The 25,728-nt window shown below is 56.9% G+C and carries 18 protein-coding genes, 2 pseudogenes and 1 other annotated feature; of the genes and pseudogenes, 15 read left to right on the top strand and 5 right to left on the bottom strand.

The features are described from left to right. Positions 1 to 2: 2 nt before the first annotated feature. The 5 genes and pseudogenes from AYM40_RS23185 (at position 3) to AYM40_RS23160 (ending at position 7,310) form a co-directional block, all read left to right on the top strand. The gene (locus tag AYM40_RS23185) at positions 3 to 1,898 is read left to right on the top strand and encodes a TRAP transporter large permease subunit (RefSeq protein WP_063498583.1); all 1,896 of its coding nucleotides are present in this window, start codon (positions 3 to 5) and stop codon (positions 1,896 to 1,898) included. Positions 1,899 to 1,916: 18 nt separating this feature from the next. Continuing rightward, positions 1,917 to 2,726, top strand: a complete 810-nt coding sequence (locus AYM40_RS23180; protein ID WP_082855252.1) for an SDR family NAD(P)-dependent oxidoreductase — start codon at positions 1,917 to 1,919, stop codon at positions 2,724 to 2,726. A 1,269-nt stretch (positions 2,727 to 3,995) separates the two neighbouring features. Further along, positions 3,996 to 5,165, top strand: coding sequence for a porin (locus AYM40_RS23175; RefSeq protein ID WP_063498581.1), 1,170 nt, complete (start codon positions 3,996 to 3,998; stop codon positions 5,163 to 5,165). A 317-nt stretch (positions 5,166 to 5,482) separates the two neighbouring features. Further along, positions 5,483 to 6,627 (top strand): annotated as a pseudogene (locus AYM40_RS23165) (IS3 family transposase); the annotation flags it as partial. Positions 6,628 to 6,974: 347 nt separating this feature from the next. Then, positions 6,975 to 7,310, top strand: coding sequence for a DUF4148 domain-containing protein (locus AYM40_RS23160; protein ID WP_063498578.1), 336 nt, complete (start codon positions 6,975 to 6,977; stop codon positions 7,308 to 7,310). A 198-nt stretch (positions 7,311 to 7,508) separates the two neighbouring features. On the opposite strand, the pseudogene AYM40_RS42615 reads toward AYM40_RS23160, so the two are convergent. Further along, positions 7,509 to 7,640: pseudogene (locus AYM40_RS42615) on the bottom strand (transposase domain-containing protein); the annotation flags it as partial. A 112-nt stretch (positions 7,641 to 7,752) separates the two neighbouring features. Further along, the gene (locus tag AYM40_RS38875) at positions 7,753 to 8,082 is read right to left on the bottom strand and encodes a tyrosine-type recombinase/integrase (RefSeq protein ID WP_201788185.1); all 330 of its coding nucleotides are present in this window, start codon (positions 8,080 to 8,082) and stop codon (positions 7,753 to 7,755) included. Between the two features lie 608 nt (positions 8,083 to 8,690). Between AYM40_RS38875 and prpC the strand changes: the two genes are divergently transcribed. Then, positions 8,691 to 9,857, top strand: a complete 1,167-nt coding sequence (prpC, locus tag AYM40_RS23145) for a bifunctional 2-methylcitrate synthase/citrate synthase (protein WP_063500635.1) — start codon at positions 8,691 to 8,693, stop codon at positions 9,855 to 9,857. 543 nt (positions 9,858 to 10,400) lie between these two features. Here the strand turns inward: prpC and AYM40_RS23140 are convergent. After that, a protein-coding gene (locus AYM40_RS23140; RefSeq protein ID WP_420488449.1) for an IS3 family transposase occupies positions 10,401 to 11,635 on the bottom strand; the annotation gives its coding sequence in 2 pieces (ribosomal slippage) (positions 10,401 to 11,347 and positions 11,347 to 11,635; 1,236 coding nt in all). Beyond that, positions 11,241 to 11,357 (bottom strand) — a sequence feature (AL1L pseudoknot). It overlaps the preceding gene by 117 nt. Before the next feature lie 52 nt (positions 11,636 to 11,687). On the opposite strand from AYM40_RS23140, the gene adk reads away from it, so the two are divergent. Further along, the gene (gene adk, locus AYM40_RS23130) at positions 11,688 to 12,377 is read left to right on the top strand and encodes an adenylate kinase (RefSeq protein WP_063498575.1); all 690 of its coding nucleotides are present in this window, start codon (positions 11,688 to 11,690) and stop codon (positions 12,375 to 12,377) included. Between the two features lie 241 nt (positions 12,378 to 12,618). Next, the gene (locus AYM40_RS23125) at positions 12,619 to 13,269 is read left to right on the top strand and encodes a reverse transcriptase domain-containing protein (RefSeq protein ID WP_082855251.1); all 651 of its coding nucleotides are present in this window, start codon (positions 12,619 to 12,621) and stop codon (positions 13,267 to 13,269) included. Between the two features lie 333 nt (positions 13,270 to 13,602). On the opposite strand, the gene AYM40_RS23120 is transcribed toward AYM40_RS23125, so the two are convergent. Continuing rightward, entirely contained in the window at positions 13,603 to 14,418 is an 816-nt protein-coding gene (locus AYM40_RS23120; RefSeq protein ID WP_063498574.1) for an IclR family transcriptional regulator, read from the bottom strand. Between the two features lie 977 nt (positions 14,419 to 15,395). Here AYM40_RS23120 and AYM40_RS23115 point away from each other — a divergent pair. The 6 genes from AYM40_RS23115 to AYM40_RS23090 are packed head-to-tail and all read left to right on the top strand — an operon-like array spanning position 15,396 to position 21,288. Beyond that, on the top strand, positions 15,396 to 15,710 hold the full coding sequence (locus AYM40_RS23115) for a MarR family winged helix-turn-helix transcriptional regulator (RefSeq protein WP_082855250.1): 315 nt from the start codon (positions 15,396 to 15,398) through the stop codon (positions 15,708 to 15,710). A 5-nt stretch (positions 15,711 to 15,715) separates the two neighbouring features. Next, on the top strand, positions 15,716 to 17,779 hold the full coding sequence (locus AYM40_RS23110; protein WP_063498572.1) for an FUSC family protein: 2,064 nt from the start codon (positions 15,716 to 15,718) through the stop codon (positions 17,777 to 17,779). Beyond that, positions 17,776 to 17,982, top strand: a complete 207-nt coding sequence (locus AYM40_RS23105) for a DUF1656 domain-containing protein (RefSeq protein WP_063498571.1) — start codon at positions 17,776 to 17,778, stop codon at positions 17,980 to 17,982. The genes AYM40_RS23110 and AYM40_RS23105 overlap by 4 nt, the downstream gene beginning before the upstream one ends. Then, positions 17,979 to 18,872: an HlyD family secretion protein gene (locus AYM40_RS23100; RefSeq protein ID WP_063498570.1), complete on the top strand. Its 894-nt coding sequence runs from the start codon at positions 17,979 to 17,981 to the stop codon at positions 18,870 to 18,872. Before AYM40_RS23105 ends, AYM40_RS23100 begins: the two co-directional genes overlap by 4 nt. Further along, positions 18,869 to 20,314 (top strand): efflux transporter outer membrane subunit, encoded by a 1,446-nt coding sequence (locus AYM40_RS23095; RefSeq protein WP_063498569.1) that lies wholly within the window; start codon positions 18,869 to 18,871, stop codon positions 20,312 to 20,314. Before AYM40_RS23100 ends, AYM40_RS23095 begins: the two co-directional genes overlap by 4 nt. Before the next feature lie 20 nt (positions 20,315 to 20,334). Next, on the top strand, positions 20,335 to 21,288 hold the full coding sequence (locus tag AYM40_RS23090) for a LysR family transcriptional regulator (RefSeq protein ID WP_063498568.1): 954 nt from the start codon (positions 20,335 to 20,337) through the stop codon (positions 21,286 to 21,288). A 452-nt stretch (positions 21,289 to 21,740) separates the two neighbouring features. Here AYM40_RS23090 and AYM40_RS23085 read toward each other — a convergent pair whose 3' ends face one another. Beyond that, positions 21,741 to 22,316 (bottom strand): TetR/AcrR family transcriptional regulator, encoded by a 576-nt coding sequence (locus tag AYM40_RS23085; RefSeq protein WP_063498567.1) that lies wholly within the window; start codon positions 22,314 to 22,316, stop codon positions 21,741 to 21,743. A 409-nt stretch (positions 22,317 to 22,725) separates the two neighbouring features. Between AYM40_RS23085 and AYM40_RS23080 the strand changes: the two genes are divergently transcribed. Beyond that, complete coding sequence (locus AYM40_RS23080; RefSeq protein WP_148662283.1) at positions 22,726 to 25,710, top strand: ATP-binding protein; 2,985 nt, start codon at positions 22,726 to 22,728, stop codon at positions 25,708 to 25,710. The last annotated feature ends 18 nt before the right edge of the window (positions 25,711 to 25,728 follow it).

Raw genomic sequence — 25,728 nt, 5'->3', positions numbered from 1 at the left:
ATATGCAAACCGTTCGACATCTATCCGTGCCCGCGACGCTCTCCGAGCTTCGTCACTCCTTTAGCGCTGCACGCACCGCAGTATGTCTCATCGAGGTTTTCGCAGCGGTGCTTCTGGCAGTCGAGGTAACGATTCTGCTTTGCGGGGCAATCTGGCGTTATGCCTTGAACTCCCCTTTGATCTGGTCCGACGAACTTGCTTCGTCTCTGTTCAGCTGGCTAGCAATGATGGGCGCAGTTTTAGCGCTTATTCGCGGCGAGCACATGAAAATGACAGCCGTCGTCAAGCGATGGAGCCCGGCCTTGCAGGATTGGGCAGAGAGTGTCTCGTCATTAATTGTCTGTGTCTTTGTAGCGATGGTCATGCTCCCTGCGGGACAGCACGCAATCGGGCAAATGGAGATCACCACACCTGCGCTAAATATACCTGACGGACTTCGAGCTTTTGCGTTGCCTTTCGGGGCAGCATTGATGTCTCTTGTGGCGGTGGCAAAGGCGTTCAGCTTGGGAAGTTTTCGACGTACGGCATGGGCAATCCTGACAGTGGCTATTGTCGTAGCGATCCTTTGGGTGTCCGCGCCTGCGTTGATCGCGATGGGCAACCTCAATCTGCTGGTGTTCTTTGTTGCCTTGGTCGGCGTCGCGATCGTACTTGGCACACCGATCGCCTTCGCTTTTGGGATCGCGACAGTTAGCTACCTGGCACTTGTGACCCATGCGCCGCTTGCGATCGTCGTGAGCAGAATGGACGAAGGGATGGCGAACCTAGTTCTGCTGGCCGTTCCGGTGTTCGTGTTGCTGGGAGGGATGCTCGAACTTAGTGGTATGGCCCTGGCACTGATCAACTTCATGTGCTCACTCCTTGGCCACGTCCGCGGTGGGCTGCAGTACGTCCTGCTAGGTGCGATCTTCCTTGTCTCCGGCATCTCGGGTTCCAAGGCCGCGGATATGGCTGCGGTTGCTCCCGCACTGTTCCCTGAGATGCAGAAGCGTGGATCCGACCCGGAGGAACTGGCGGCGCTCCTCAGTGCTTCTGGCGCGATGACAGAAACCATCCCCCCAAGCCTTGTTCTGATTACCATTGGAGCGGTGTGTGGCGTTTCCATCAACGCTCTGTTTGTCGGGGGCCTCATGCCGGCGGTTGTCGCCACCGTGACAATTGCCTTGGTTTGCTGGTTACGGACACGTCATGAGAAGCCGACGCACGCTCAGCGGGCACCTGTCAAACAGATTCTTCGCACGTTTGTTATCGCATTGCCCGCTCTGCTGCTCCCAATCCTGATCCGCGTGGCAGTGATCGAAGGTATCGCAACCGCGACGGAGGTGTCGACAATTGGTGTCGCGTACACGTTGGTCGTCGCAGTCATTGCGCGCTTGTGCGGCAAACCGGTTGAATTACGCCGGCTCTACGGGATGTGCGTAGATGCGGCCGCGCTTTCAGGCGCCATCTTGCTAATCATCGGTCTAGCCACGTCTATGGCATGGGCGCTCACACGTTCTGGGTTCTCGTCGCAACTCGTTTCCCTCATGCAATCCGTCCCTGGAGGAACGATCGGTTTCTTGCTCGTGACGATCGCTTGCTTTGCGATTCTTGGCAGTGTTCTGGAAGGTATTCCGGCGATCGTGCTCTTTGGACCACTTCTTTTTCCGGTGGCCAGATCAATGCAGATTAGTGACGTGCATTACGCGATGGTTGTGATCCTCGCCATGGGCGTGGGCCTCTTCGCACCGCCCTTTGGCGTCGGCTTCTATGCCGCGTGCGCAATCGGCAAGGTATCCCCTGATGGCGTTAGCAGACGTGTATGGCCTTACATGCTTGCGCTTCTCATTGCACTCGTACTTGTCACCTTCATTCCATGGGTTTCCACCGGCTTTCTTGGTGCCACACCAAACTTTTAATCGATAACGGAGCATTTGATGAATGACACCACTTGCGCTGATCTGTCCGTGGTAGCTCATGCGCCCCAACGGAGCAACGGTAGGGTCGCCCTCGTAACCGGAGGCGCGATGGGTATTGGCGCTGCCATTGTTGAGCGGCTCGCAACCGACGGTTTTACAGTCGTCGTAGCTGATCGAAACGTGCCTGCAGCGGAAGAGACGGCTGGAAAGTGCCGTAGCACGGGGTTGCGAGCGTTGGCGATGAGTGTGGACGTCGGGAGCAGCTCGTCCATTGCATCGCTGTTCGAGAGCATTGCCGCCGAGGTCGGTCGCTGCGATGTGCTTGTGAACAACGCCGGTATCGCAAAGACGTATCCCTTTTGCGAGTACCCGATCGATCATTGGCGTGCGGTAATGGACATCAACGTCACCGGACCGATGTTTTTGACTCAGGAAGCAGCACGGCATATGAAGAAGGAGCGCTGGGGCCGCATCATTAACATTGCGTCGGTGAGCGGGTTGCGTGCAAGCGCCGGTCGTGCAGCCTACGGCACCTCGAAGTCGGCGGTGATAGGCCTTACGCGGCAGGCGGCGATCGAGCTCGCTGAGTTTGGGATTACAGCCAATGCAATCGCGCCCGGACCGATTGAAACGCCCTTGGTTGCGACGCTGCACTCGCAAGTTACACGCGACAATTATCTTCGGGCTGTGCCTATGGGCCGGTACGGTGCTCCGGCCGAGATCGCCAGCGTTGTTTCGTTTCTTGCATCAGAGGATGCATCTTATGTTACGGGTCAGACGCTGGCCGTCGATGGCGGATTCATTGCAGCGGGCGTACTTGAAATTTGAACAGCGCCTGTTCCTCGTTTTAGTACGATAGGACAATTGAAGGGAACGCAGATGGATTCTGCAAGAATGTCTTTGCAATGCCTACGCGCCGGTCAGCGTATCGACGACCGCTTGTTCGGTTCTTCAGCCGCAAATACTTCATCACGTCGAGTGGGACCGACCTGGGTGCAATGCAGGCAGTCGATGCGTCACGTCAGCCGCGATCATCTGGGTTTGCTATCTTACCCACCGGGTGGCAGCAGATTCCGGAACAGGCGAAAGCGCTCAGCATTCCAGACGCTGAAATCGAAAATCCGCGGGTAGTCACCAATCGTGAAAAATGGCGTAGGCTACGTTCAATACAATTTCTGATGACGATCTGAGTGCACAAAACCGATCCAGATACGAATGTGCTACTGAATGCTGTGACAGCAAAAGGTACGTTCGAACTACTTTCGCGGTTGGCCGTGGCGAAACATGCAGACATAGGGCTGCTGGAAAAGGCTGCACTGCAAGAATCCAGCCTTCAGTTGTGGCAGAAAACCCGTTGTGAGATCGGCCCGCCCTGCTTCCATCGCGTCCCTCAGATTCACTGCGGTGTTGCGCAGCTTGCTCACAGAAACCCCGGGGGTGACGTCTAGCAGTGGGTTTCAGCTTGAATGGCTCTTCAAGCATCCCGGATGCCGGCAGAATCCTAGCGGCATCTATCGCGAATGAAATAGGTCATTCTCGATTGGCCCAAACCGCTGCAGTTTCGTAATCGGTATAACGTCCCGGTCAAGTTGACTCGCGAACTTGCCGACTTCATCTCCCAAGTGCCCCGCCTTGCGCTAGATTCGTCGTTGCTTCCCCGCAACAAGAACGCTCGTGTCGAATCGCATATTTGCTGCCCTGCGAGTAATTGCATCTTAATAAAGATTACGTTATGGCTTCAAGCGCCACGACTCCCAAGACTAGAAAACTAGGGCTACTCCGCGCCGGGCGAGCCTGTTGCGGCGCGGCGGGATGCGGCTCATAAGTGAATACTTTCAGTCAACCTGCAAAAAAGTGAAAACACCGTTGCTCTTCCTGCAATATGTATACAAATTTTGTCCGCGTCCAATACATCGCCTTATCTGCAATATAAGCGGTCTGCTAGCGACCTCAACGAATTGCTTCCCGCCGATTTCGCGTGTTTGTCCAGCCGTCGGTTGTGGTCGCATGTCGACGAAAGCGCAGCTATTTTTGCAGTCCGTTTGCGGTTCTATCCGTTTTTTTTCGTGGATTTGCCCCACATTCCTGGAGATTAGAATGAAACTCAGCAAGCCGTACCTGATTTCGCTGACCGCATTAGCTGCGGCCGGTAGCGCCCACGCTCAGAGCAGCGTCACTCTGTACGGAACGATCGACACTTCCCTAACGTTTGTCCATAACGCTACCGCGACTGGTAAAAATCTGTGGTCCCTTGGAAACAATAGTGGTGGCGACCTTTCCGGCACGCGTTGGGGCCTCAAGGGACAGGAGGATCTCGGCGCCGGACTGAAGGCTATTTTCCAGTTGGAGAATGGTTTTAACCCCACGACGGGCGCGCTCGGCCAGGGTAGTCGCGAGTTCGGTCGTCAGGCGTTCGTCGGACTGGCAAGCGATCAGTACGGTACGTTGACGCTTGGTCGCCAGTACGATCCGCTAGTCGACCTCGTTCAGGGGATTACCGAAGACAACTACTTTGGCAGTGTCTTTGCGACCGTCGGCGACGTGGACAACTATGACAACAGCTCGCGCACCAGCAATGCAATCAAGTATGTGTCGCCGGTATACGCAGGCCTGCAGGTGGAGGGCATGTACGCACTTGGTGGTGTTGCTGGCCAGACCGGTTCCGGTCAAACCTGGTCGGTAGCTGCAGCGTACAACAATGGCCCGATCTCCGTCGCCGCTGGCTATTTCGTAGCAGACAACCCGACAGGGACGGTCGCACAACGAACGACTTGGGGTGGCACGTCGGATGGCACATTCGACGGCTCGCTGGTTAATCTCGGCTACCAAAGCGCGAAGTCGATCAACATCGCCCGAGTTGCCGCTCAATACGTTGCCGGCCCATTCACATTCGGCGCCGGATATAGCAACGCACAATACAAGTCGGACTCGCAATCGACGTTCGCCTCTACCGAGAAGTTCAACACAGGCCAAGGTTTCGTAAACTACCAAGCGACGCCTGCCCTGCTTGTTGGCGTTGGTTATAGCTATACGAAGTCGAGCGGCGATACGGGCGCGACGTATCATCAGGTTTCGCTGGGTGCGGACTACAACCTGTCTAAACGTACGGACGTTTACCTTGTCGGTGCGTGGCAGCACGCCAGTGGCGAAACACTTAACGCCGACGGTACCGGCGTAGTCAATGCGCAGGCTTCAGTGGGCTCGTACGGTTACCCGGGCACCAACACGCAAGAACTTGTCAGCCTCGGACTGCGCCACAAGTTCTAATTCTTGTCTGCTGATAAGAAAAGCGATATTGCGCTTTTCACATGTTCTGTCGAAGCCCGTCGCGCGCGACGGGCTTTCTTTATCCATTTCCCGTCGCTGGCTGCGACCAGATCAACTGCGCAATCAAGACAACCGAGCACTCTGACTTGCGCTTATTTCAACTCGTTGTCGCCCTCGCAATAGACCGTCGCTCCCCTAGGGAATCCAAACTCGCCATCGCGCCTCCTGCTCAAGACTCCCGGCCCTAGTAGTGACACGCGCACTGAAGTTGACCCAGAAAAACGGACATCTATCCTTTGGAGAAGGAGGTGCCGATTATGGGCAAGCATCGTACCCCGTACCCGGCGGAATTCCGGGCGCAAATGATCGAGCTGGTGAAGGCTGGACGCAGGCCGGAGGAACTGGAAAAGGAGTTCGAGCCGACTGCACAGACCATCTACAACTGGGTGGCGCAGGCTGATCGCGACACAGGCGTGCGGCATGACGGTCTGACCACAGCCGAACGGCAGGAGCTCGCACGGTTGCGTCGTGAAGTCCGGCAACTGAAGATGGAGCGCGACATACTCTCTCACGCAGCGGCCTGGTTTGCCCGGGAGACGGGAGCCGTATCGCCGAAGGATACGGATTCATGAGAGCGAACCGGGTCCGCTGGCCCATCGCCACGATGGCGCGGCTGCTCGGCGTCTCGACGAGCGGCTATTACACGTGGCTGGTGCGAGAGCCCGCGATGCACACACGCAGCGATGCGCAACTGCTCGCGCGCATCCGCACGCTACATGCGAGCTCGCGCGGCACGTATGGGGCACCGCGTATCCATGCGCAGCTCGCGCGCGAAGGCGTACACGTGGGGCGCAAGCGGGTGGCGCGCCTCATGCGGATGGCGGGTCTGTGCGGGGCAAGCCGGCGGCGCTGGCCGCGCACCACACGGCCACGCGCAGGTGCCCGGCGTGCGCCGGATCTGGTGCGCCGGCACTTCAGTGCCGACGCGACAAACGTGCTGTGGGTCGCGGATGCGACCTATGTACCCACGGGCGAAGGTTTCCTCTATCTGGCGGTCGTGCTGGATGTGTTCAGCCGTCGCATCATCGGCTGGGCGATGTCTAACCATCTGTATACCGAACTGATGTTACGCGCGCTGGACATGGCGTTGCAGCAACGACGCCATGACGGTGTGATTCTACATTCCGATCAGGGCTGTCAATACACGTCCATTGCCTTTGGGCGGCGATGCCGCGAAGCAGGCGTACAGCCGTCGATGGGCACGGCCGGCGATGCCTATGACAACGCGATGTGCGAGTCGTTCTTTGGCACACTCGAAGCCGAACTGCTCTGTCGTGAACACTTCGCGACCCACGAACAGGCACGGCGGCGTCTGTTCTCGTTTCTGGAGAGCTGGTACAACCTACGCCGCCTGCACAGCAGCATCGGCTACTGTTCGCCGCTCGAGTTCGAAAACCTGCATGCGCAAGATCAACGCTTATCGCCGCGCGGGTTGCCCACCGCCGGGCAGCGTCGTGGTCGTGACAGGCGACCCGCCGCCCGACCGTGGACAACCCGCGATTCAACCTTATCGGGAGGTGCCACACCGCATTAGACTCAACTGCAAATCTATCCGTCGAACCGGGTCAACCTCACACATCTAGTCGGCCCGCCATCGGCACTTCATTTTGGTGGGCTTTACCATAAAAAATAGAAAATTGCTTTCCCGATAGGCATCTTAATTTTAAGCATTTACTTACCTAGACTGTAGTCACTGGTTGCGAACAGGGCTGTTCGTAGCAGCAAACCGAAACGTCGAGGTAAACCATCATGAAGACCCTTATTCAAGCAGTTGCTATCACCGTAGCGCTTATCGCACCGCTTACATCATTTGCTCAGTCGAATGCGCCGAAAACCCGCGCTGAGGTGCGCGCCGAGCTGGTCCAGCTCGAAAAGGCCGGATATAACCCGGGCGCCAGCAATGACTCAACCTATCCGGCTGAAATCCAGGCTGCCGAAGCGCGCGTAGCCAAGCAGAGCGAAACAACCGTGAGCGTCGCTGACACCAGCGGCGTCGGCGGCACGGCCACAGGTTCGTCAGCATCTGGTGTCAGTTGCTCAACCTCATCCTGTGACGGCATGAAGCCGATCTATTTCGGTCAATAAATCATTCGGCCCACATGCTGCGAATTGCCCGCATAAGGCAGAGCAACGCCTCTCGAACGCGCCGCACCTTCAGGGGGCAACCCGTTAGAGTCTGGTTTGAGGAAAGTACGGAAACCTTGGGTGTGCTCCGTAACCGTCCGCCCACGACTGTTCGTGAAAGCGTGTTGATATCGAACAGCTAAAGGCAGTGTGTCGAGTTCAGGCGGCGTCGACGTCGATCAGGTCGGCAACGACCCATGGCAACAATTCGTCAACGACTGGATCCTCAGCGATACGAGCGATGACGTGGCGCAGGTAGCCTTCGAAGTCGAGGCCGTTCCGCTCGGCTGTTTATGCGGTGCATTGACTACGCGTTGCGGTTCTCGAGGCGACTCGCTACGCGCGCAGTTGCGACTGCGATAAGCGCGCATAGCTCAAGTTCTGTTCGACATTGTCTTTTGCTTCACAGCGATTCAAGGAAGGCGAGCAGGTGGTCGCTCCGTCGGAAGCGAGTTGATTTGCCCCGCTCGTAAGGTTTGAGCTTGGCTAAGCCCGCCTCCTTGAGTGAGATATGGGCATGCAGGTAGGTCTGCGTCGTTTCAATTGATTCGTGTCCGAGCCACAGCGCGATCACGGAGGAGTCGACGCCTGCTTGCAGTAACTCCAGCGCGCTGTGCGTCAGCACGTGTGGCGACACCCGCTTAGAGGTTAAGGATGGGCATCTCTTGCTGGCAGCACCTGCGTGCTGGGTCAGGAGCGTTTGGACGCCATTAGGGTTAAGTCGCCCCCCCATGCCCGTTGGCAAGCAATGCACTTCCCCCGTGGCGCGCCGATTCCCCGAGCCATGCGCCGAGGTCACTCGGCGCACATGAGGTCATGTGGTAGGTCGGTCCGGCCTTCGTATTCACTGGCCATTTCGAAAAAGAGATGGAGTAGTCGACTGATGCTCACCGCCCAGAGTCGGGGAGACCGATGCATTCCGGTGACAGGATTCATCTGAAATTCCTCCCGTTTAGGGTTTTGTCCCCATCTCAGGTTATGTACGTACCAGATGCAAAATTGAAACAGAAATTTCATTACTGAAATACACGACGCGCTTCGCCAGTCCATCAAGTTCTTATAAAACAAATACTTACCCGATTTTCTCGAGAATGGCCCGGTCTTTGCAATTGTCCAAGAGTGACTTTGGGAGCTAAGAGGTCGAGCCTAGTTGCGCTACGAACGCGGCGGCATTGATCTTTCGTGATACGACGGTGGGCGACGGCGCGCGGAGAGACGCTCTCCCGACGATGCAGAGGCACGCCGATCTCAGCAATTCTCGTGGCAATCATGCGTCCGACACCGAAATTGGTGCTCTGTTCGCTGCAAATCAGTATCGATCAAACCGGAGACGAGTGGATCATGAGCCAAACAGAAAGCAATACGTCGGCTAACGCCACATTTAAACCAAAAAAGTCGGTTGCACTGTCGGGAGTAACCGCCGGCAACACGGCGCTGTGCACAGTGGGACGTACAGGCAACGATCTTCACTATCGCGGCTATGACATTCTTGACCTCGCGCGCGCATGCGAGTTCGAAGAAATAGCGTACCTGTTGGTGCACGAAAAGCTGCCGACACTGTCTGAGCTCGTCGCGTACAAGACGAAGCTAAAATCACTGCGTGGACTGCCCGCGAACGTCAAGGCCGTACTCGAGTGTCTGCCGGCCGCAGCGCACCCGATGGATGTTATGCGCACGGGCGTCTCGACCCTCGGCACGGTTCTACCCGAGAAGGATGACCACAATATCTCGGGCTCGAAGGATATCGCCGACCGCCTGATGGCTTCTCTCGGGTCGATGTTGTTGTACTGGTATCACTATTCGCACAATGGCAAGCGCATCGAAGTCGTAACCGATGATGATTCAATTGGCGGCCACTTCTTACATCTGCTACATGGTGTGGAACCGTCAAGGTCGTGGGTCGATGCGATGCACGTCTCGCTGAACTTGTACGCGGAGCACGAATTCAACGCATCGACGTTCACAAGCCGCGTGATCGCGGGCACGGGCGCCGATTTCTACTCGGCGATCACGGGTGCGATCGGCGCGCTGCGCGGGCCGAAACACGGTGGCGCAAACGAAGCAGCCTTCGAGATCCAGTCGCGCTATCAAACTCCGGATGAGGCCGAAGCCGATGTCAAGAGGCGTGTCGCGGCCAAGGAGGTAGTCATTGGCTTTGGGCACCCCGTGTATACCATCTCCGATCCGCGCAACGTTGTTATCAAGAACGTTGCGAGAGAACTGTCGCTGGAAGCGTCAAACTTGAGAATGTTCGACATCGCCGAGCGGCTTGAACAAGTCATGTGGGATGCAAAGAAGATGTTCCCCAACCTCGACTGGTTCAGCGCCGTTTCGTATCACATGATGGGCGTACCGACGGCGATGTTTACGCCACTATTTGTGATCTCGCGTACCGCCGGTTGGGCCGCGCATATCGTTGAACAGCGGACCGACAACAAGATCATTCGTCCGAGCGCAAATTATATCGGCCCCGATGACCTTCCTTTTGTCCCGATCGCCAAGCGTTAGTCGAGAAAGAGGAATAGCTGACCGTATGCGGGCAACTACCCCTGACCGTCATTATTTTTCTAGCACGGTTTGACCACCGCAGCTCGCAATCCTCTGAACGGCACAAGATCGGAAGATTCAAGGTGCCATTCAAAAGTCATACGGGATTGTCGTAGCAGCCTATTGAGACTATTCATCTTGAGAGAATATTACGATGATTGAAAACTCCCTTTCTGGGACCGCAGACGATAGCACGCTGGATCAAAACTTCGACACACTGCAGAGCGGCACCAAAGCGCCAAAACCGCCTCTGATCCAGGAACGTACATGCTGGAGTTGGTCTTCGGGGTATTTCGACTGGATGGATAAGAGCAGCCCTTTCGTGCCGACTGATACTGCGTTGTATTGAGGTCTGCAACGATGCATGTTCTCCGGAGAATATGGTCACCTCGTAAGGTACGCGAGCGGTGTTACAACGGGCGGTGGCCCTCCGGTGTACGAGGTTTCCCTAACAGTTCAAGGTAACGGTATGAACCGCCCCGAGAATCGTGGAGGCTGGTTGGTTTAAGTTGATGCCGGCACAGCGATGGTATTGCTGAATTGCCGGTAGTAGTTTGCCTCAGCTTCAGCGGGCGGGATATAGCCGAGAGGTTCCATCAGCCGATGATGGTTGAACCAGGCTACCCATTCCAGCGTCGCCAATTCGACGGACTCACGCGTTTTCCACGGCGCACGACGATGAATCATTTCTGCCTTGTACAGCCCGTTGATCGTTTCAGCCAGCGCGTTATCGTAGCTGTCGCCCCTGCTGCCAACCGACGGCTCGATGCCTGCTTCGGTCAGCCGTTCGCTGTAGCGAATGCTGACGTATTGCGAACCTCTATCGGAGTGATGGATCAGTGTTCCGTCATTGTCCGGCCGTCGAGCGTACAGCGCCTGTTCAAGTGCATCCAGAACGAAGTCCGTGGTCATCGACGAGCTGACGCGCCAGCCGACAATGCGCCGAGCAAATACGTCGATCACAAATGCGACATAAAGCCAGCCCTGCCACGTCGAGACGTACGTGAAATCCGAAACCCAGAGCTGGTTCGGCCGGTCAGCCTTGAACTGACGGTTGACCCGGTCGAGCGGGCGTGGAGCCGATACGTCGGGGATCGTCGTGCGAACTCGCTTTCCACGCCTCACACCGCGCAAACCCTGTTGCTTCATCAGCCGCTCGACGGTGCAACGTGCCACCGCGATACCCTCCCGGTTCAACTGCTTCCAGACTTTGTCTGCGCCGTAGACCTGCATGTTGGCCTGCCAGACTCGCTTGATTTCCGGACTCAGAAACTCATCGCGTTTCGCTCGGGCACAGCGCCGCGACGGATCGCGAAGCTGTGCGGCATGACGCCGATAGCCAGACGGGGCAATCCGCAAGACCTTGCAGATCGACTCGACCCCGAAGGTGTCGCGATGCTGATCGATAAAGGCCTTCAGGACTTCAGGCGGCGGTCGAGTTCCGCCTGGGCGAAAAATGCGCTCGCCAGCTTCAGGATCTCATTGGCACGGCGCAGTTCCTTAACCTCACGCTCCAGTGCCTTGAGGCGCTCACGTTCCGACGTCGTGACGCCCTCACGCTCACCCCTATCAACTTCTTCTCGCTTGACCCATCCCAGCAGCGTCTGGCTCGTACAGCCGATCTTGGGGGCGATGGATTCGATCGCTGCCCACTGCGAGGGATACTCGCCCCGATGCTCTTGCACCATGCGCACAGCACGCTCGCGGACTTCAGCAGAAAATTTGTTCGACTTGTTCATAGCTCCATTTTCTCAAAAATTGGAGCCTCCACCAAATCCGGGGCGGTTCAGTATGCGAATGATCCTCTTAGGCGCACCAGGTGCAGGCAAGGGTACACAGGCAAACTTCATCAGGCAAAAGTTCGGCATCCCGCAAATCTCCACAGGTGACATGCTGCGTGCGGCGGTTGCTGCCCGCTCACATCTCGGCGTCGAAGCGAAGCGATATATGGATGCGGGCGAGTTGGTTCCGGACGCGCTCATCCTCAATCTTGTGAAAGAACGACTGCTACTGCCCGACTGCGCGAGCGGTTACCTGTTCGACGGTTTTCCACGCACCTTGCCGCAGGCTGAAGCGATGAAGCAAGCAAACGTTGCAGTCGACTACGTTTTGGAAATCGACGTCCCATACAATGAAATCATCATGCGCATGAGTGGGCGTCGTGTGCATCCAGCATCCGGCCGCACGTATCACATCACGTTCAACCCACCTGCGAACAATATGTTTGACGATGTCACTGGTGAACCGCTCATCCAACGCGACGACGACAAGGAAGAAACCGTGAAAAGGCGCCTTGATATCTACGTTGCACAGACGAAGCCGCTGATCCAGTACTACCAGGAATGGGCTCAAAGGGGCGAGTGCAACGGACTGAAGCCGCCTGAGTACCGGAAAATCCATGGCCTCGGCAGCATAGACGGGATCAGCGAAACAATCGCTCGCTTGCTGAGAGAGAAGCCCAGCAGCCCAGTCAGACGTTGACACGCAGTGTGCGCCGCAATTCGTACCAGTCGGCACGCCAGAGACACCATCCGCCTGGCACACGAGGCTGCCACCTTGCCTGAGATAAATGCGTTGCTCGCATTGGCCTTCCTGAACGCGACCGGCGGTTCGGACCGTGGTGCGGCCTGGCTGAGGCTACCGGGGAAGAGGCGAAGAAGATGACAGAGCTTACCTTTGAATCAGACCTGGAGCCTACAGATCTCATAGGTCCCTTTACCACATGCTGCGGAATACTCTCAGACCGTTGTGGTCCTGCAAGCGTCACCTGCAGGGCGAGGCTTATCTGGGTCGCTATATCGACGATTTTGTAATGTGTTTCCAAAATCAGTCTGATGCACTTCGTGTTCAGGATGCCTTGCGCAAACGATTAGAGAAATTTGGTCTGGCGCTCGAACCGACCAAAACCAATCTCGTTGCATTTGGTCGTTTTGCCCAACGGTACGCAAGCCATCACGGGAAGCGGCGTCCAGAGACGATTTACTTTCTGGGCTTCACCCTGTACTGCACGCGCAGCCTGAAAGGCAATTCCAAGATAGGGATGCGCACGGAAAAGTCTCGACTCCGGCGTAGTCTGGCTAGCTTGCAAGACCTGATGCGTCAAGTGAGGCATTTATCGATTCGGGAGCAAGCTGAAAAGCTCAATCGGGTATTACGCGGCCACTATGCGTACTACGGCATTGCCGGGAACTTCCGGGCGTTGCAGAAGGTACATAGAGCGGTGGAGCGTTACTGGCGCAAGATGCTGAGTAGTCGGAGTCGTTCAGGCGGCGTTACCTGGGAGGCATTCCAGGAGATCAAGAAGCGGTTTCCATTAATGCGACCAAAGCTGCACCTTCCCTATCGGGCGTTGCAAGCTATCGCGGTGCTGTGAATCAACTGCTGAAGAGCGTAGTGCGGGAAATCCGCACGCTACGTTCAGTGGGAACCGGGGGCGGGTGACTGCCTCCGGTCACCCGGTGCTCGAGGTGAAATCCCTCGGGCCTACTTACCAGTTCGTGACGTTGCGCGGCGGCGAGCTGTATCTGTTGTGGCGAGCGGTCGACTAGCACGGTGTTGAACTCGACGTACTGGTCCAAAGCGGCACGATAATGCCGCGGCCCCGCGCGTAACGTAATGCGCAATCTGCTCAGGCAGCACGGCCCTGCGCCGGCGCAGATCGGCGCGTTACCGGCAACGTTTCGCATCAGTCTATGATCTGGGGTCGTCAGTTTCGTCCGGTGCGCTTCATTTTGTGCTCCGGCCGCATGGCAGCGGCACCTGCGAGATGTTTCTCAAGATGCCGTGCTTCATCTTGCAATTGCCGCCCCATCTCCTGCTGACGGTCTCTCTGCAGTCGCGACTCAACCGCGGCGATCGTAAGGGCTCCCACGACATCTCCCGACGGCGAGCGGACCGCAGCAGCGACTCCCCAAGAACCGCTAACCACCCTCCCCTCGTTGACCGAATATCCCCTCTCCCGCGTAAGAGCAACTTCCTTTCGTAGCATTGGCACAGAAAAGTTCGGATATGCGGTCCTCAGTTGCTCGTCGTTTATCAGAAGGCAGCGTTCAACTTCAGCGTCGTCCATAGCGGCGAGCATAGCAAGGCTGCCTGCGCCGACACCTAGCGGGTGTCTAGTTCCAGGTTGTAGGACATGCGTCTTGAGCGGGAAGTCTCCGTCTTCTCGCAGAACACAAACGGCATACACGTCGCTGCGAATCGAGAAGAAAGCCGAATCTCCCGATGAGCGTGCGAGGCGCGCCACAGCGTCTGCCGCTTCGCGACCTAACCCGAAGCGCTCGTTCGCGATGCTGCCCAAGACATAGCATTCGCGTCCGACAAAATATCGCAACGATCGCGGATCCTGCTCGACCATTCCTTCAGCGATCAGCGCAAGCACCAGCCGATGGACGGTCGGTTTGTTGAGATATGTGTCGCGCACCAGTTGCGCGAGATTGATGCCAGCGCTTCTCGTCCTCGCGACCGCTCGCAGAACACGCAGGGCGCGGGATACAGCCTGCGCTCCAGGTACAGCTTCCATCACGCCCCTCCAATTCTTGCCTTGATCCATATTATGGCACCATCACTAACGCAATATATGGCTTTGAGAGCTTAATCTACTCAGATTATCTGTATAAAATCAACACATCGCAAAGGTTACGACGACCAATGGTCCATTATACGGACCTATATGAAGATCAACCAATGGACCGCTCACCCAGTGTCGTGAGTTAGACATTCGTTGCATTGATTCGCCGCTCTTTCCCGAATGACGAAGTGCTGATAGAGGTATTGTCAAGTTGTCCAACGGCACGCGCTCGAACACATTGTAAGCAAGGGCGACCGATTGAAGCAGCGATGCCCTCTGGCATCGGAGCGCCCGTTCCGCCCACCGGGCGTGCTTCGTCCGCACAACGCTTTGCGCCACTTTCGAAACTGAGCAGAGTTGCGGCTCGACGCCACGCCCTGCCCACGCGCGCGGCATGTTGCTAATGCACACGTATCGCTTGGTACGAGCGTAGCAACCGATCCGGGACGCAGGACACCGCACCTCCCGCTTGTAATTTTGCCGCTGCCCTGCCGTCGCAACGGCGCCGGCCACTACGACCTTGGCGCGGTCGCGTTTCTTGTTGTTGTCGGTCAAAGTCGACCACGCGTTCGTCGGTCCACGTGTGTGCAACGATCTACATCGACCGGTCAAAGGTTTCAAAAATCAGAGAAAAAGAACAAATTTTGCATTTTTACCAACGTTGGCATGAATCTCTTGGCAACCTCGGTGTGTCCTCGAACCGCGCGCGTGCGTACACTGAATTTTTCTAGACGGAAGCCGCTTCCCACTGCTGATTGCTAAACAGTCACCAGTCGGTCGAATCGGCAGCATCGACCATGTGTTCAGACACCAACGCAAAGCGACTTGCTGCCAGCGTAGCCCTGACAACGGCGGCGCGGCAATGGCGTTTCATCAGGAGACAATGTCTCAGCTCACTGCCGCTCACAGAGGCATGTGCAGAGCCGTTAATGCTCCTGAAGAAACTTGCCGAACCGGTTCATCAGTCGACGTTAGCCCAAATGGCTAGCCTAAAAGGCCCATCCCTCTGCCGGTTGATTGACCAGCTCGCCCTCGCGGGCCTTGTTAAACGTTTGAGCTATCCCGGAGACCGTCGAGCCAATTCCGTCTTTTTGACCGAAAAGGGTTTTGAAGTGGCGGATGCTGCTGAGGTGAGACTTGCAGAGTTGCGCTCTCGAGCTCTCGCAAACATTTCAGACAATGACCTGGACACAACGATCAAGGTGCTCCAAGCGTTCTTCAACGCTGAACGGGGGCAAGCGTGATAGCTATGTTGAAGGGCACGGGGTTCCGCTTCCCGTCTCGACTCGAATGGCTCTTTTCTCTCAAGACGTTCATTGCGTCGATGATCGCGCTCTACATCGCGCTCAAACTGGAACTACCGCGACCATACTGGGCGATGGCCAGCGTCTACGTGGTGGCGAACCCATTTGTCGGAGCGACCCGGTCCAAGGCCGTTTATCGAGCCGTCGGAACAGCCATCGGTGCAGCTGCCGCCGCGTTGCTACTTCCTCGCTTCGTTGAAGAACCGTTGATCTTTTCCGCAATCGTTGCACTATGGAGCGGTCTGCTCGTGTTTGCGTCGATGCATGACCGAAGCGCACGTGGCTACTTGTTTGTTCTCGCTGGATACACCATGCCACTGGTCGCGCTGAGCGCTGTCGATTCACCATACACCGTGTTCGACATAGCGGTCTCCCGCACCGAGGAGATTACGGTTGGAATTATTTGTGCGAGTGTCGTCGGAAGCATTCTCTTTCCCGTAAAGCTCAGTTCCTCTCTCGCAGACAGAGCAAGCGGTTGGTTTGCTGACGCGACCAAGTTTGGTCAGATATGCCTCTCGGGCAACGACCAGAAAGCTGATATGCCGACACTGCGCAGGCGACTCGTCACCTTGTCGAATTCGCTAGAGTTCGTGGTGAGTCAATTGTCCTATGACCACGTGACGCCGTTGGCCATAAAGCAGGCACAGCAGCTAATTTCCCGGATGCAACTCTTTGTGGTGATTGGTTCGGCACTCATCGACTCATTGTCTCAACTGAAGCGCGAGAACCGGGCCATCCCTGCCGACTTGCAAAAAGCGATCGATTTGGTTACCCAACGGTTTGAAAACGGCGGCTCCTCTAGAAACTCCTTACGCCATCTACGCCATGATGTGGCGACCTTGGCACGAGAGTGCTTGGCTGCTCACGCACCTGACTCTGCCAACCTCGCGGGCGTCTTCCGCCGCCTGAGACAGTTCACGGACGTTTGGGAAGATTGCCTCACTCTCGAAGCCGCCCTTCGCGAGCCCAATCCATCTTGGCGAGGAGCGCTCCGCCATTGGCGGGTAAGCACCCCAAAGCCATATCGTGACACGCCCGTGCTCGTGTTTTCTGCGGCTTCTGCCGTTCTTGCAATATTCGTCGCTTGCTGCTTGTGGATCTATTCTGGATGGACAGACGGCGCGCTGGGAGTAACGCTCGCGGCCGTTTCCTGCTGCTTCTTTGCGACGGCCGACGACCCGGCTGCACAGATAACCCAGTACTTTGTCGCTGTCTGTTGCAGCCTCGTCATCGCCGGCATCTATGTTGTTGCAGTGTTACCGCACACTCAGGACTTCGCAATGCTGGTTATCATATTCTGCGTGCCGTTTGTCCTGATAGGTACCGTGCTTCCTAGACCTCGATTCGCCGTCGCCACCGCGCTAACCGCCGTACACACAGCAACATTTCTGAGTATTCAAGGTATTTTCGATATCAACTTTGATTCGTTCCTCAATCTCAACATTGCCGGTGTCGTTGGACTGCTGTTCGCAATCATCTGGATGCGTCTGACGAAGCCATTCGGACCTGATCTACTCGTAGCACGGCATACACGTCAGTCGTGGTCGGACATAGCTACGGCGGCGTCGCTCCGACCAATTGCGAACCAACGGCTGTTCGCCGCACGCGTCCTTGACCGACTAATGCAATCGCTGCAAAGGCAAACCTCCAGCGGCAACAATAAAAGCCATCCTTCGTCCGAAAGCCTAAGGGATGCACGAATCGTTTTCAGTGTCCTTGACCTTAGGAGAAAGCAGCGACGTGTAACGCAGGACATACAGACGACGCTCGAGGGTGTTTTTCGGAACATTGAGTCGTACTTCGATACGTGTGTTCGACATCGGCATCGGAAGCCGGTCCCAGCTGCTCTTCTGGCATCTATCGACAATGCCATGAGTGAGATTAGTTTTCCTAAAAGTGGTGTTGCCTCCGGAGGACGAGAGCGAGCTAAGGCTCGAAGTGAAATCGCCTTTTATTTGGCAGACTTGCGCGTCGCTCTCGTCCGTGGCGACAACGGAGAAGTCAATTGATAGAAGACGTGGATATCGTAGGCATCTTCGCTCCAGCAATCGTTCTCCTGATGCTGATCGCCTGGATGCTAAATCTAGCGGTAAAACGGGTGCTGGAACAGGTCGGATTTTATCGGCTGGTCTGGCATCGTCATCTTTTCGACCTGTCCATGTACGTCGTGATACTTGGAATTCTTGTTCTCTTTACTGTGCCAAGAAAGTGAAAAACATATTTTTAGTAAGCGGCCGCGTCCTGCTTACGCTCATTGCAGCGTCAGTTGCTGGATATATTCTCTGGAAGCTCGTCGCATACTACTCTTTCGCACCATGGACAAGAGACGGACACGTTCGTGCGGACGTCGTTCAGGTTGCGCCTGACGTCTCGGGGCTCATCACCGCAGTACCAGTTCAAGACAACGAACGGGTCACCAAGGGGCAACTTCTCTACGAGATTGACAGGGAACGATACACGCTTGCGCTCAGCGACGCCATGGCGGTGGCAAGTCAACGACGAGTCGAACTGGACGAAGCACGACGCGAAAGTGCCAGAAATGCTGCCCTCGGAGAGCTCGTCTCGGCCGAAACGAGCGAACAGGGTCGAACGCGCGTCGAGGCCGCTCAGGCGCAACTCGACGCAGCAAATGTTGCGGTGGGCGTAGCGCGGGTCAACCTGCAAAGGACTCGGGTGTACAGCCCCGTCGACGGCTACCTGAACGACCAAGCTCCACGAGTCGGAGAGTTCGCGACGAGCGGGAAGTCTTTGTTATCGATTGTCGACCTCAATTCGTTTCGGGTTGACGGCTACTTCGAAGAAACGAGACTAAGAGGCATCACCATTGGAGCACCTGTTGATATAAAAGTGATGGGAGAGCCAACCCTCCTGCATGGCCATGTCGAGAGTTTTGCTGCGGGCATCGAAGACCGTAACCGGACACAGGGCTCAAGTCTTCTGCCAAACATCAACCCGGCTTTTAGCTGGGTCCGTCTCGCTGAGCGCATTCCTATTCAGATTGCGTTTGACAATGTTCCGGTCGATTTCCGGCTCATCGCGGGCCGTACCGCTACAGTGTCGGTCCGACAATCGGGCGGCGAAACAACAGGGAGCGCTCGATGAGACAGGCTGTAGCCGTGGTCGCCCTTTCGACCATCCTTACAGGATGTGTGGTCGGTCCGAACTATCGGTTGCCATCTGAGGCCGCGATAAATCAGGACGTGGCTAAGCAGCCGCTTCTCGATGCAAAGGGATACACGACGGATTCGCAATCTCCGCCTCCAAACTGGTGGAAGCTGTACGATGACCCCGTTCTGAACGACATGGTCCAAAGAGCGTTGCAGCAGAACACAGACCTCAGGGTAGCGATGGCGAATCTTGAGCGCGCACGCGCTGGCGTCCAGTTTGCTGACGAGCAGGGCGGTTTCTCGGGGGGTGTTTCGGCCCTGCAGGAACGCACGCAGGAGGCGGGTGAGCAATACCTGCTGCCCGAAAAGGTGCCCGTCACCAACGCCAGCAACTTCGGCATCAACGTCACGTACGAAATCGATCTGTTCGGAACGCTTAAACGAGGGGTAGAGGCCGCAAAGGCAGATAGCGACGCAGCACTAGCGGCAAAAGACGTTGCACGTGTCGCCGTCGTATCGGACGTCGTGCACGCTTACGTTGAGAACTGTGGCTCTGGAGCAGAGTTGAGTGTCGCTCGCCAAGCGGTTGCTGAGCAGCAGTCTCGGGGAGATCTCATTGCCCGACTGCACGCACTAGGCCGAGCGGACGTATCCGAGACATCTCGACAGGAAACTGCGATCCGGGAAATAGAAGCTACCATACCCAAGTACAGCGCACGTCAACACATTGCACAATACCGCTTGGCCGCTTTGCTCGCAGAAAGCCCAGCAGAGCTTCCAGAAACTGTCCGCGAATGTACACGTTTACCCCAGCTCGAATCAAAGATACCTATCGGAGACGGCACCGCACTATTAAAGCGGCGCCCGGACGTTCGGGAGTCGGAGCGAAAGCTTGCAGCCTCGACCGCGCGCATTGGCGTGTCCATCGGCGCCCTGTACCCTAACGTAATTCTTGGTGCGTCTACCGGTCTAACAGGCGAAACCGGCGACTTGGGGATGGGAAGCACTGCGCGCTGGTCCGTCGGCCCGATGATTAGTTGGACTTTCCCCGTAAACGGTGCGCGCGCACGTATTTCCGAAGCCCGTGCCGAGCAGCGCGCAGCGTTGGCTTCGTTCGATGGTGTCGTCTTGCAAGCACTGAAGGAGGTTCAGTCGAGTCTGGCAGGCTATGAAGCAAGCATGGACCAACTCAACGCACTTGAACGTGCGCACGCCTCGGCTGTCGAGTCCGCGTCCGATGCACATCGGATGTTTGTTGGCGGTAGGGCAACTTATCTTGACGACCTCGATGCGAGTCGTACCTTGACAGCGAACGAACTCAGGCTGACCGAAAGCAAAGTCGATGTGGCAATGAGCCAGGTGGACCTGTTCAAATCACTCGGCGGGGGATGGGAAACTAGTAGCGATATGATTACTCCGGCAACCGCCTCGCGTTAATCAAAACAACAGGGAGCAGCATGGACATGTTCAATCAGATGCGCGTATTTGTGCGTGTGGCTGAATGCGGTAAGTTTACAGCCGCTGCCGAGATATTGAATACCAGCCCCGGCGCCATTTCCAGAGCCATAACCGAACTCGAAATGAGATTGCGTACACGGTTGTTCCATCGTTCTACACGAAAGATTGCGTTGACACCCGCGGGTGAGGTTTATCTCGATAGATGCAAGCAGATTCTCGCGGATGTCGAGAGAGCCGACGAGGAAGCTAGCGGTGCCCAGCAGCGCCCCATTGGGAAATTGCGCATTCACAGCTTCGTGGGATTTGGTCAGTACTATATTTTGCCGGCAGTCAAAGAGTACCGGACTCGTTATCCTCATGTCGCCGTCGAGCTTACGCTATCGCAACGGCTCCCTGAGCTCTATGAGGGGAGCACCGATGTCGCGATCGTAGCAACTTCAGCGGCGCTTGCGGACTCCGACCTCGTTTCTCACCTGCTCGGCACCTCGTTCAGCGTGTTATGCGCATCCCCCGAGTACGTGCGCGATCGTGGTATGCCACGCAGCCCAAGCCAACTCGCGCAGCACGAGTGTCTCATCCTGCACACTCCCGCGTTTCCTGCATATGAGTGGTTGCTGGAAAGTGACAAAGGTATCGAGGCGATGAAAGTGTCCGGCTCGGTAGAGTTGAACACGGCAGAGTCCATGGCGATGGCGGTAAGTTCAAGCATGGGAATTGGCGTGTTGCCTGTATATTCGGCGCTCCTCGGCTTGGCGAACGGAAGCCTGGTTCGAGTTCTGCCCCAATATACATTGCAAAGGATGAACATCTACGCGCTGCATCCCTCGCGACGATATACCGATGCAAGGATACGGACTTGGATAGAGTTCTTGCGTGAGTTCATGCCCACCGTGATTGCGCGCGACGCTCAGGTGATCGAGAGGCATGGGGATTTGGCAGATGAGCAACCGTGAATCGCCCGTTCTCGGAGTGCCACCCAGTTGGTTTGACGTATTCTATTTGCGTTATGACCTCCTTCCCGAGACGGATTTTCCGTTCAACCGGCGGCGCTTTGCATGAGCATGCGGTCGACGTTGCTACGGGTCGTGCTCGAATACGCGCAGACAACGTGGACCTTGTCGACAACCGACAGGACTCCATCGATTGATATACCAGGCAGCGAGATCTTCAATCCAACCTCGATACCAAAGCCAACCTGATTAGATCCGACGCTTACCCTACCGTTGATCGAGACGTCAGCCGGGGTTGCGATCTTGCTCTGCGCTCCCAGGAAACACGCTATCTCTTACTAGATAGATTTTTGCACGAAATCCGTCACACCTTCGGTTCAGCACCCGCCCGCAAACAAAGTGCAAGAAGAGGGTTTTCGCGTTGTGTGAAAAGCTCCGCCCTTTTCGGTGCTGTTTTACCTCATGATCTTCCATGCGGCTTCGATTTCTTTGCGACGTGCTGCCGTTCGAAACAGGCGACTCGCCAACATGCTGCCCTGATATGCAGCAAAGAGCATTCGGGCCGCACTATCCCACGTACAGTTGACGGCGAGCGGGCGCTCGTCGAGCCCTTGTGCTAGCACTTTCGCCAGCCAGCTCTCGTTGGCCGTGAAAAATGTCTGGACCGCAAGTCGGACGCTCTCTGGCAGCCAGCGAATGTCCGCGGCTAGCATACCGCACAGACAAATCTGGTTACCGTCACTCAATGCGCTGTCGAACAGCTCTGCGTACTTCGCAAGCTGTGTGTCCGCTGGTAACGCGGCATCGATCTCCTGCATGGAGTTGAGTACGTTATCGCTGTACTCGTTGACGGCCTCAAGCACAAGATCTTCCTTGGACGGAAAGTAGTAGTGGATGCTCGAAGTCTTAACGCCAACCAGCTCCGACAGGTCCCGATAGCTAAACCCGTTGTAGCCACGCTCCATGATCAGGATTATGGCATGGTCGAGAATCCGCTCGCGGACTGTTGGTGTTCCCGTTGGTGTTCCCATGTGTCGATGCAGTTTCCATAGACGGCACACCACCGTCCGGTTGATCAGACCTCAAAACGAATTTCTGATGAGGCTATTTCTTCCGCGTTATGATGGCTCGCTGGACGTTGAAAGCGCCCTTGCTGACTGTGCAGGTCAGGTTGCACGTTCGGTGCAAGGGCGCGACCATCTGATCATGCGGCGGAGCCAGATAGCCGTTGAACTCTCGTCGGCCGGGCGCTCAAGAACGATAATCGTTTCGTGGGATTGCATGTTCGTTACTCCACTGACACGCATGTTGGCCAAGCCGAACATGCATCGATCATAGCGGCCCGGCAACGTCATCTCCTCTTGGTATGCTGAAAAGTCCTGAAATCTTCTGGCGCTAGGCTGCCGCGTCCCAGACAGCAGTGGAGCCGCCAGCAGGAAGTTGAAAGGGGGCGGAAGTCGAGGGTCTGAGCAGCAAGTACTTCAAGGAAAAAGTGGCGCCGCGTTGCCTGTAACGTTACTCTTTTCAGAGTCCGCGCTGCCCAGAGGACACATCATGGTCACGCCGTCTCAATCTGCCATCCTGTTTCGCTTCGGCGCGACGACCGTTAACCCCGGCCGTCGCGAGCTGAGTCATGACGGTGTATGCGTCAGCGTTGGGAACCGCGCGTTCGACCTTCTCGTACTGCTCATCGAACAGCGTGGCATGGTCGTTAGTAAGGAACAGATCATGGAGGTGGTCTGGCCGAGAAGAGTCGTCGGCGTGAATACCCTCGAAGGTCAGGTATCACTACTGCGCCGCGCGCTGCGAAACGACCGCGGCGCGATACGGACCATTGCCGGACGCGGGTACCAGTTCGTCGGAGATTTGGGCATTGGTACGTCGTTAGCTCCAGATCCGTCAAGCCTGGCACCGACAAGCACATCGGCATTCCGCGGCAAAGGGCTTCCAGCTCACGTATCGCGTCTCATCGGCCGCGAAACGCAGCTCGTCGAGGTCGCCGATCTCATCCGGTCACGCCGCCTCATCACGCTCGTTGGCACAGGCGGCGTCGGCAAGACCCGGCTCGCGATCGAGGCCGCCCGCCAGATGTCATCGTACTTTGCCGACGGCACTGTTCTCGTGGAATTGGCGGCGACCGCGTCGGCTGGCTACCTGCCGGCCACGGTCGCTGCCGCGTTCGGTTTCCCGCCTGGCGATGGGGCGCGAGATCTCGAGAAAATCGCCCCTACCCTCCATGGTCGTCGCCTCCTGATCGTTGTTGACAATTGCGAACACCTGATTGAAAGCGCGGCGCAGCTCGTAGAGACGCTGCTGCAGATGACACCGAACTCGACAGTAATCGCCACGAGCCGGGAAGCGCTGAGAATCGCGGGAGAGCGGGTCTATCACGTGCCGTCGCTCGACATGCCGTCGCATTACGATGCGCAAGACGCCGTGCGCTTCGGCGCGATCCAGCTTTTCCTCGAACGGACCGGTTTGGAGCCGGACGCGGAAGTCGACGCATACACACCGCTGATCGCTCGTATTTGTAGACAACTGGACGGCATCCCTCTGGCAATCGAACTCGCTGCCGCTTGCACTGCTGCCCTTGGCATTCAAGGGGTAGCCGATCGTCTCGACGATCGCTTCCAGATTCTTCGAAACGGGGCGCGAACCGCGCTCCCGCGCCAGCAGACATTGCGCGCGACGGTGGACTGGAGCCACGCGCTTTTGCCGCCGCACCTTCGGACGGCGTTGGCGCGACTCAGTCTGTTCGCCGGGACTTTCACGCTGGACTCGGCACAGCGGATGATCGGGGGCGCCGACATGCCGCAACATGAGGTGGCGACCGCTATCGCCGAACTCGTCGACAAGTCACTTTTGTGTGCCGTTCCTAACCTCCCCCAGATGCATTACCGGCTTCTCGACACGATCCGCGCGTATGCGCGTGACCGTCTCGTCGAAAGCGGTACGAGCCACGACTGGCTAGTGGGCCACGCGCGGCACGTTCTGGACATTTTCCGGACCGCCGAGAGGTTCGCTAGAGAACGCGTGGAGATCGACTGGAGCCGCACGTTCGGGTTTTATCTGGACGATCTTCGCTCTGCTGTCGAATGGAGTTTTTCAACAGACGGGACAACGGTTATCGCCATCGAGCTCACCGTGGCCAGTATTGCCCCGACCATGCAACTTGCATTGTTCGAGGAGTGTCTCTCGCGCCTGGACACAGCTCTGGACGCGTTAGCCAGACTTCCCGTCCAGGCCCGGCTGAATTTGCCGGTAGTCGAATGGGAGATGAAGCTGCAGACGGCGCGCGGCGCATGCCTGCTGTTTCAAAGTGTAGGGGCTCAGACTTGCGAGCCATTTGACTCTGCTTTGGCGCTTGCCCAGGAGACGGGTGATATTGAATATCAGCTGCGGGCCTTATGGGGTTGCTGGAGTCATGCATGGCTGAATGGGCAGTATGCGCGGACGCTTGCTCTAGCGACGCGCTTCACGGAGGTTGCCGGGGAGTCCCGCTGGCTCAGCGACCGGACCGTGGCGCGGAGGATGTCCGGAATGGCTCGTCTGTGGCTTGGGCAGCTCGATGAAGCACTCACCGAACTGGAGTCGATCAGAATACCGGACGGCCGCGCCAGCCACGCCGAGCGTATCCGCTTCCTTTTTGACGAGCACAGCGCAACCGGCTCCGTACTCGCGCAGGTACTGGCCTTTCTCGGCCGCGACGATGACGCTGAGCTGACAGCGCGGCGAGCACTCAAGAACGCGCAAGCACTTGGCCACACGCCATCGATCTGCTACGTGTTGAGCGAGGCACTATGTCCGACAGCATTGCTGCGAAACGACGATGCAGGGCTCAACCAGGCGGTCCAGATGCTCTCGAACGCCGTGCGGCAGCACTGCGTGTGGGCATTTAAGCCACGCGCGGAAATGTGGCGAGGTTTGACTGCGCTGCGCCTGGGGCAGGTCGAATCGTATGACACAAGCATCGCCCCTTCGCTGGAGAAAATGGGCGATGCGCAGTATTGCGTCGTGCTGATCGCGTTCCTGGCAGAAACCGCAATTGCGCTAGCGAGATTTGGCAGAGCCCGCGATGCTGACGCGTTGCTCGCTCGTGCGATGACAAGGGCAGCCGCTATGAACGACCTTTTCTCCTGGGTGGAACTGCTGCGAGCCGAAGCAGAGATCATGCTTTTACGACGCGAGTTCGACGCCACCTCGCACTTGGCGGAATGCACACTCCTGAACGCATTGCACATCGCGCGAAGTCGCGGGTTCGTGGCGTGGGAGATGAGGTGCAAGGATAGTCTAGAACGGTTATGGAAACTCACTGGAAAACCGCCGGTTGAGTTCGACCTAGCGGAATCAGCCTTGCAAATGTCATACGAGTTCTTCGATTTCCCTCTCGCGATCGCACTTGGCGCCAATGACGCCGCAGCCTGATACCAGAACATTTCAGGA

Origin of the sequence: Paraburkholderia phytofirmans OLGA172 (assembly GCF_001634365.1) — a bacterium.
In the GTDB taxonomy this organism is placed as follows: domain Bacteria; phylum Pseudomonadota; class Gammaproteobacteria; order Burkholderiales; family Burkholderiaceae; genus Paraburkholderia.
Note: the sequence above shows the minus strand (reverse complement) of the source record. Positions and strands in the feature narration are given on the sequence as shown.

Excerpts from the sequence above, each read along its gene's own strand:
- AYM40_RS23185 (WP_063498583.1), top strand. The coding sequence starts at position 3 with ATGCAAACCGTTCGACATCTATCCGTGCCCGCGACGCTCTCCGAGCTT.
- AYM40_RS23180 (WP_082855252.1), top strand. The coding sequence starts at position 1,917 with ATGAATGACACCACTTGCGCTGATCTGTCCGTGGTAGCTCATGCGCCC.
- AYM40_RS23175 (WP_063498581.1), top strand. The coding sequence starts at position 3,996 with ATGAAACTCAGCAAGCCGTACCTGATTTCGCTGACCGCATTAGCTGCG.
- AYM40_RS23160 (WP_063498578.1), top strand. The coding sequence starts at position 6,975 with ATGAAGACCCTTATTCAAGCAGTTGCTATCACCGTAGCGCTTATCGCA.
- AYM40_RS38875 (WP_201788185.1), bottom strand. The coding sequence starts at position 8,082 with ATGGGGGGGCGACTTAACCCTAATGGCGTCCAAACGCTCCTGACCCAG.
- prpC (WP_063500635.1), top strand. The coding sequence starts at position 8,691 with ATGAGCCAAACAGAAAGCAATACGTCGGCTAACGCCACATTTAAACCA.
- adk (WP_063498575.1), top strand. The coding sequence starts at position 11,688 with ATGCGAATGATCCTCTTAGGCGCACCAGGTGCAGGCAAGGGTACACAG.
- AYM40_RS23125 (WP_082855251.1), top strand. The coding sequence starts at position 12,619 with ATGCTGCGGAATACTCTCAGACCGTTGTGGTCCTGCAAGCGTCACCTG.
- AYM40_RS23120 (WP_063498574.1), bottom strand. The coding sequence starts at position 14,418 with ATGGAAGCTGTACCTGGAGCGCAGGCTGTATCCCGCGCCCTGCGTGTT.
- AYM40_RS23115 (WP_082855250.1), top strand. The coding sequence starts at position 15,396 with ATGCTCCTGAAGAAACTTGCCGAACCGGTTCATCAGTCGACGTTAGCC.
- AYM40_RS23110 (WP_063498572.1), top strand. The coding sequence starts at position 15,716 with ATGTTGAAGGGCACGGGGTTCCGCTTCCCGTCTCGACTCGAATGGCTC.
- AYM40_RS23095 (WP_063498569.1), top strand. The coding sequence starts at position 18,869 with ATGAGACAGGCTGTAGCCGTGGTCGCCCTTTCGACCATCCTTACAGGA.
- AYM40_RS23090 (WP_063498568.1), top strand. The coding sequence starts at position 20,335 with ATGGACATGTTCAATCAGATGCGCGTATTTGTGCGTGTGGCTGAATGC.
- AYM40_RS23085 (WP_063498567.1), bottom strand. The coding sequence starts at position 22,316 with ATGGGAACACCAACGGGAACACCAACAGTCCGCGAGCGGATTCTCGAC.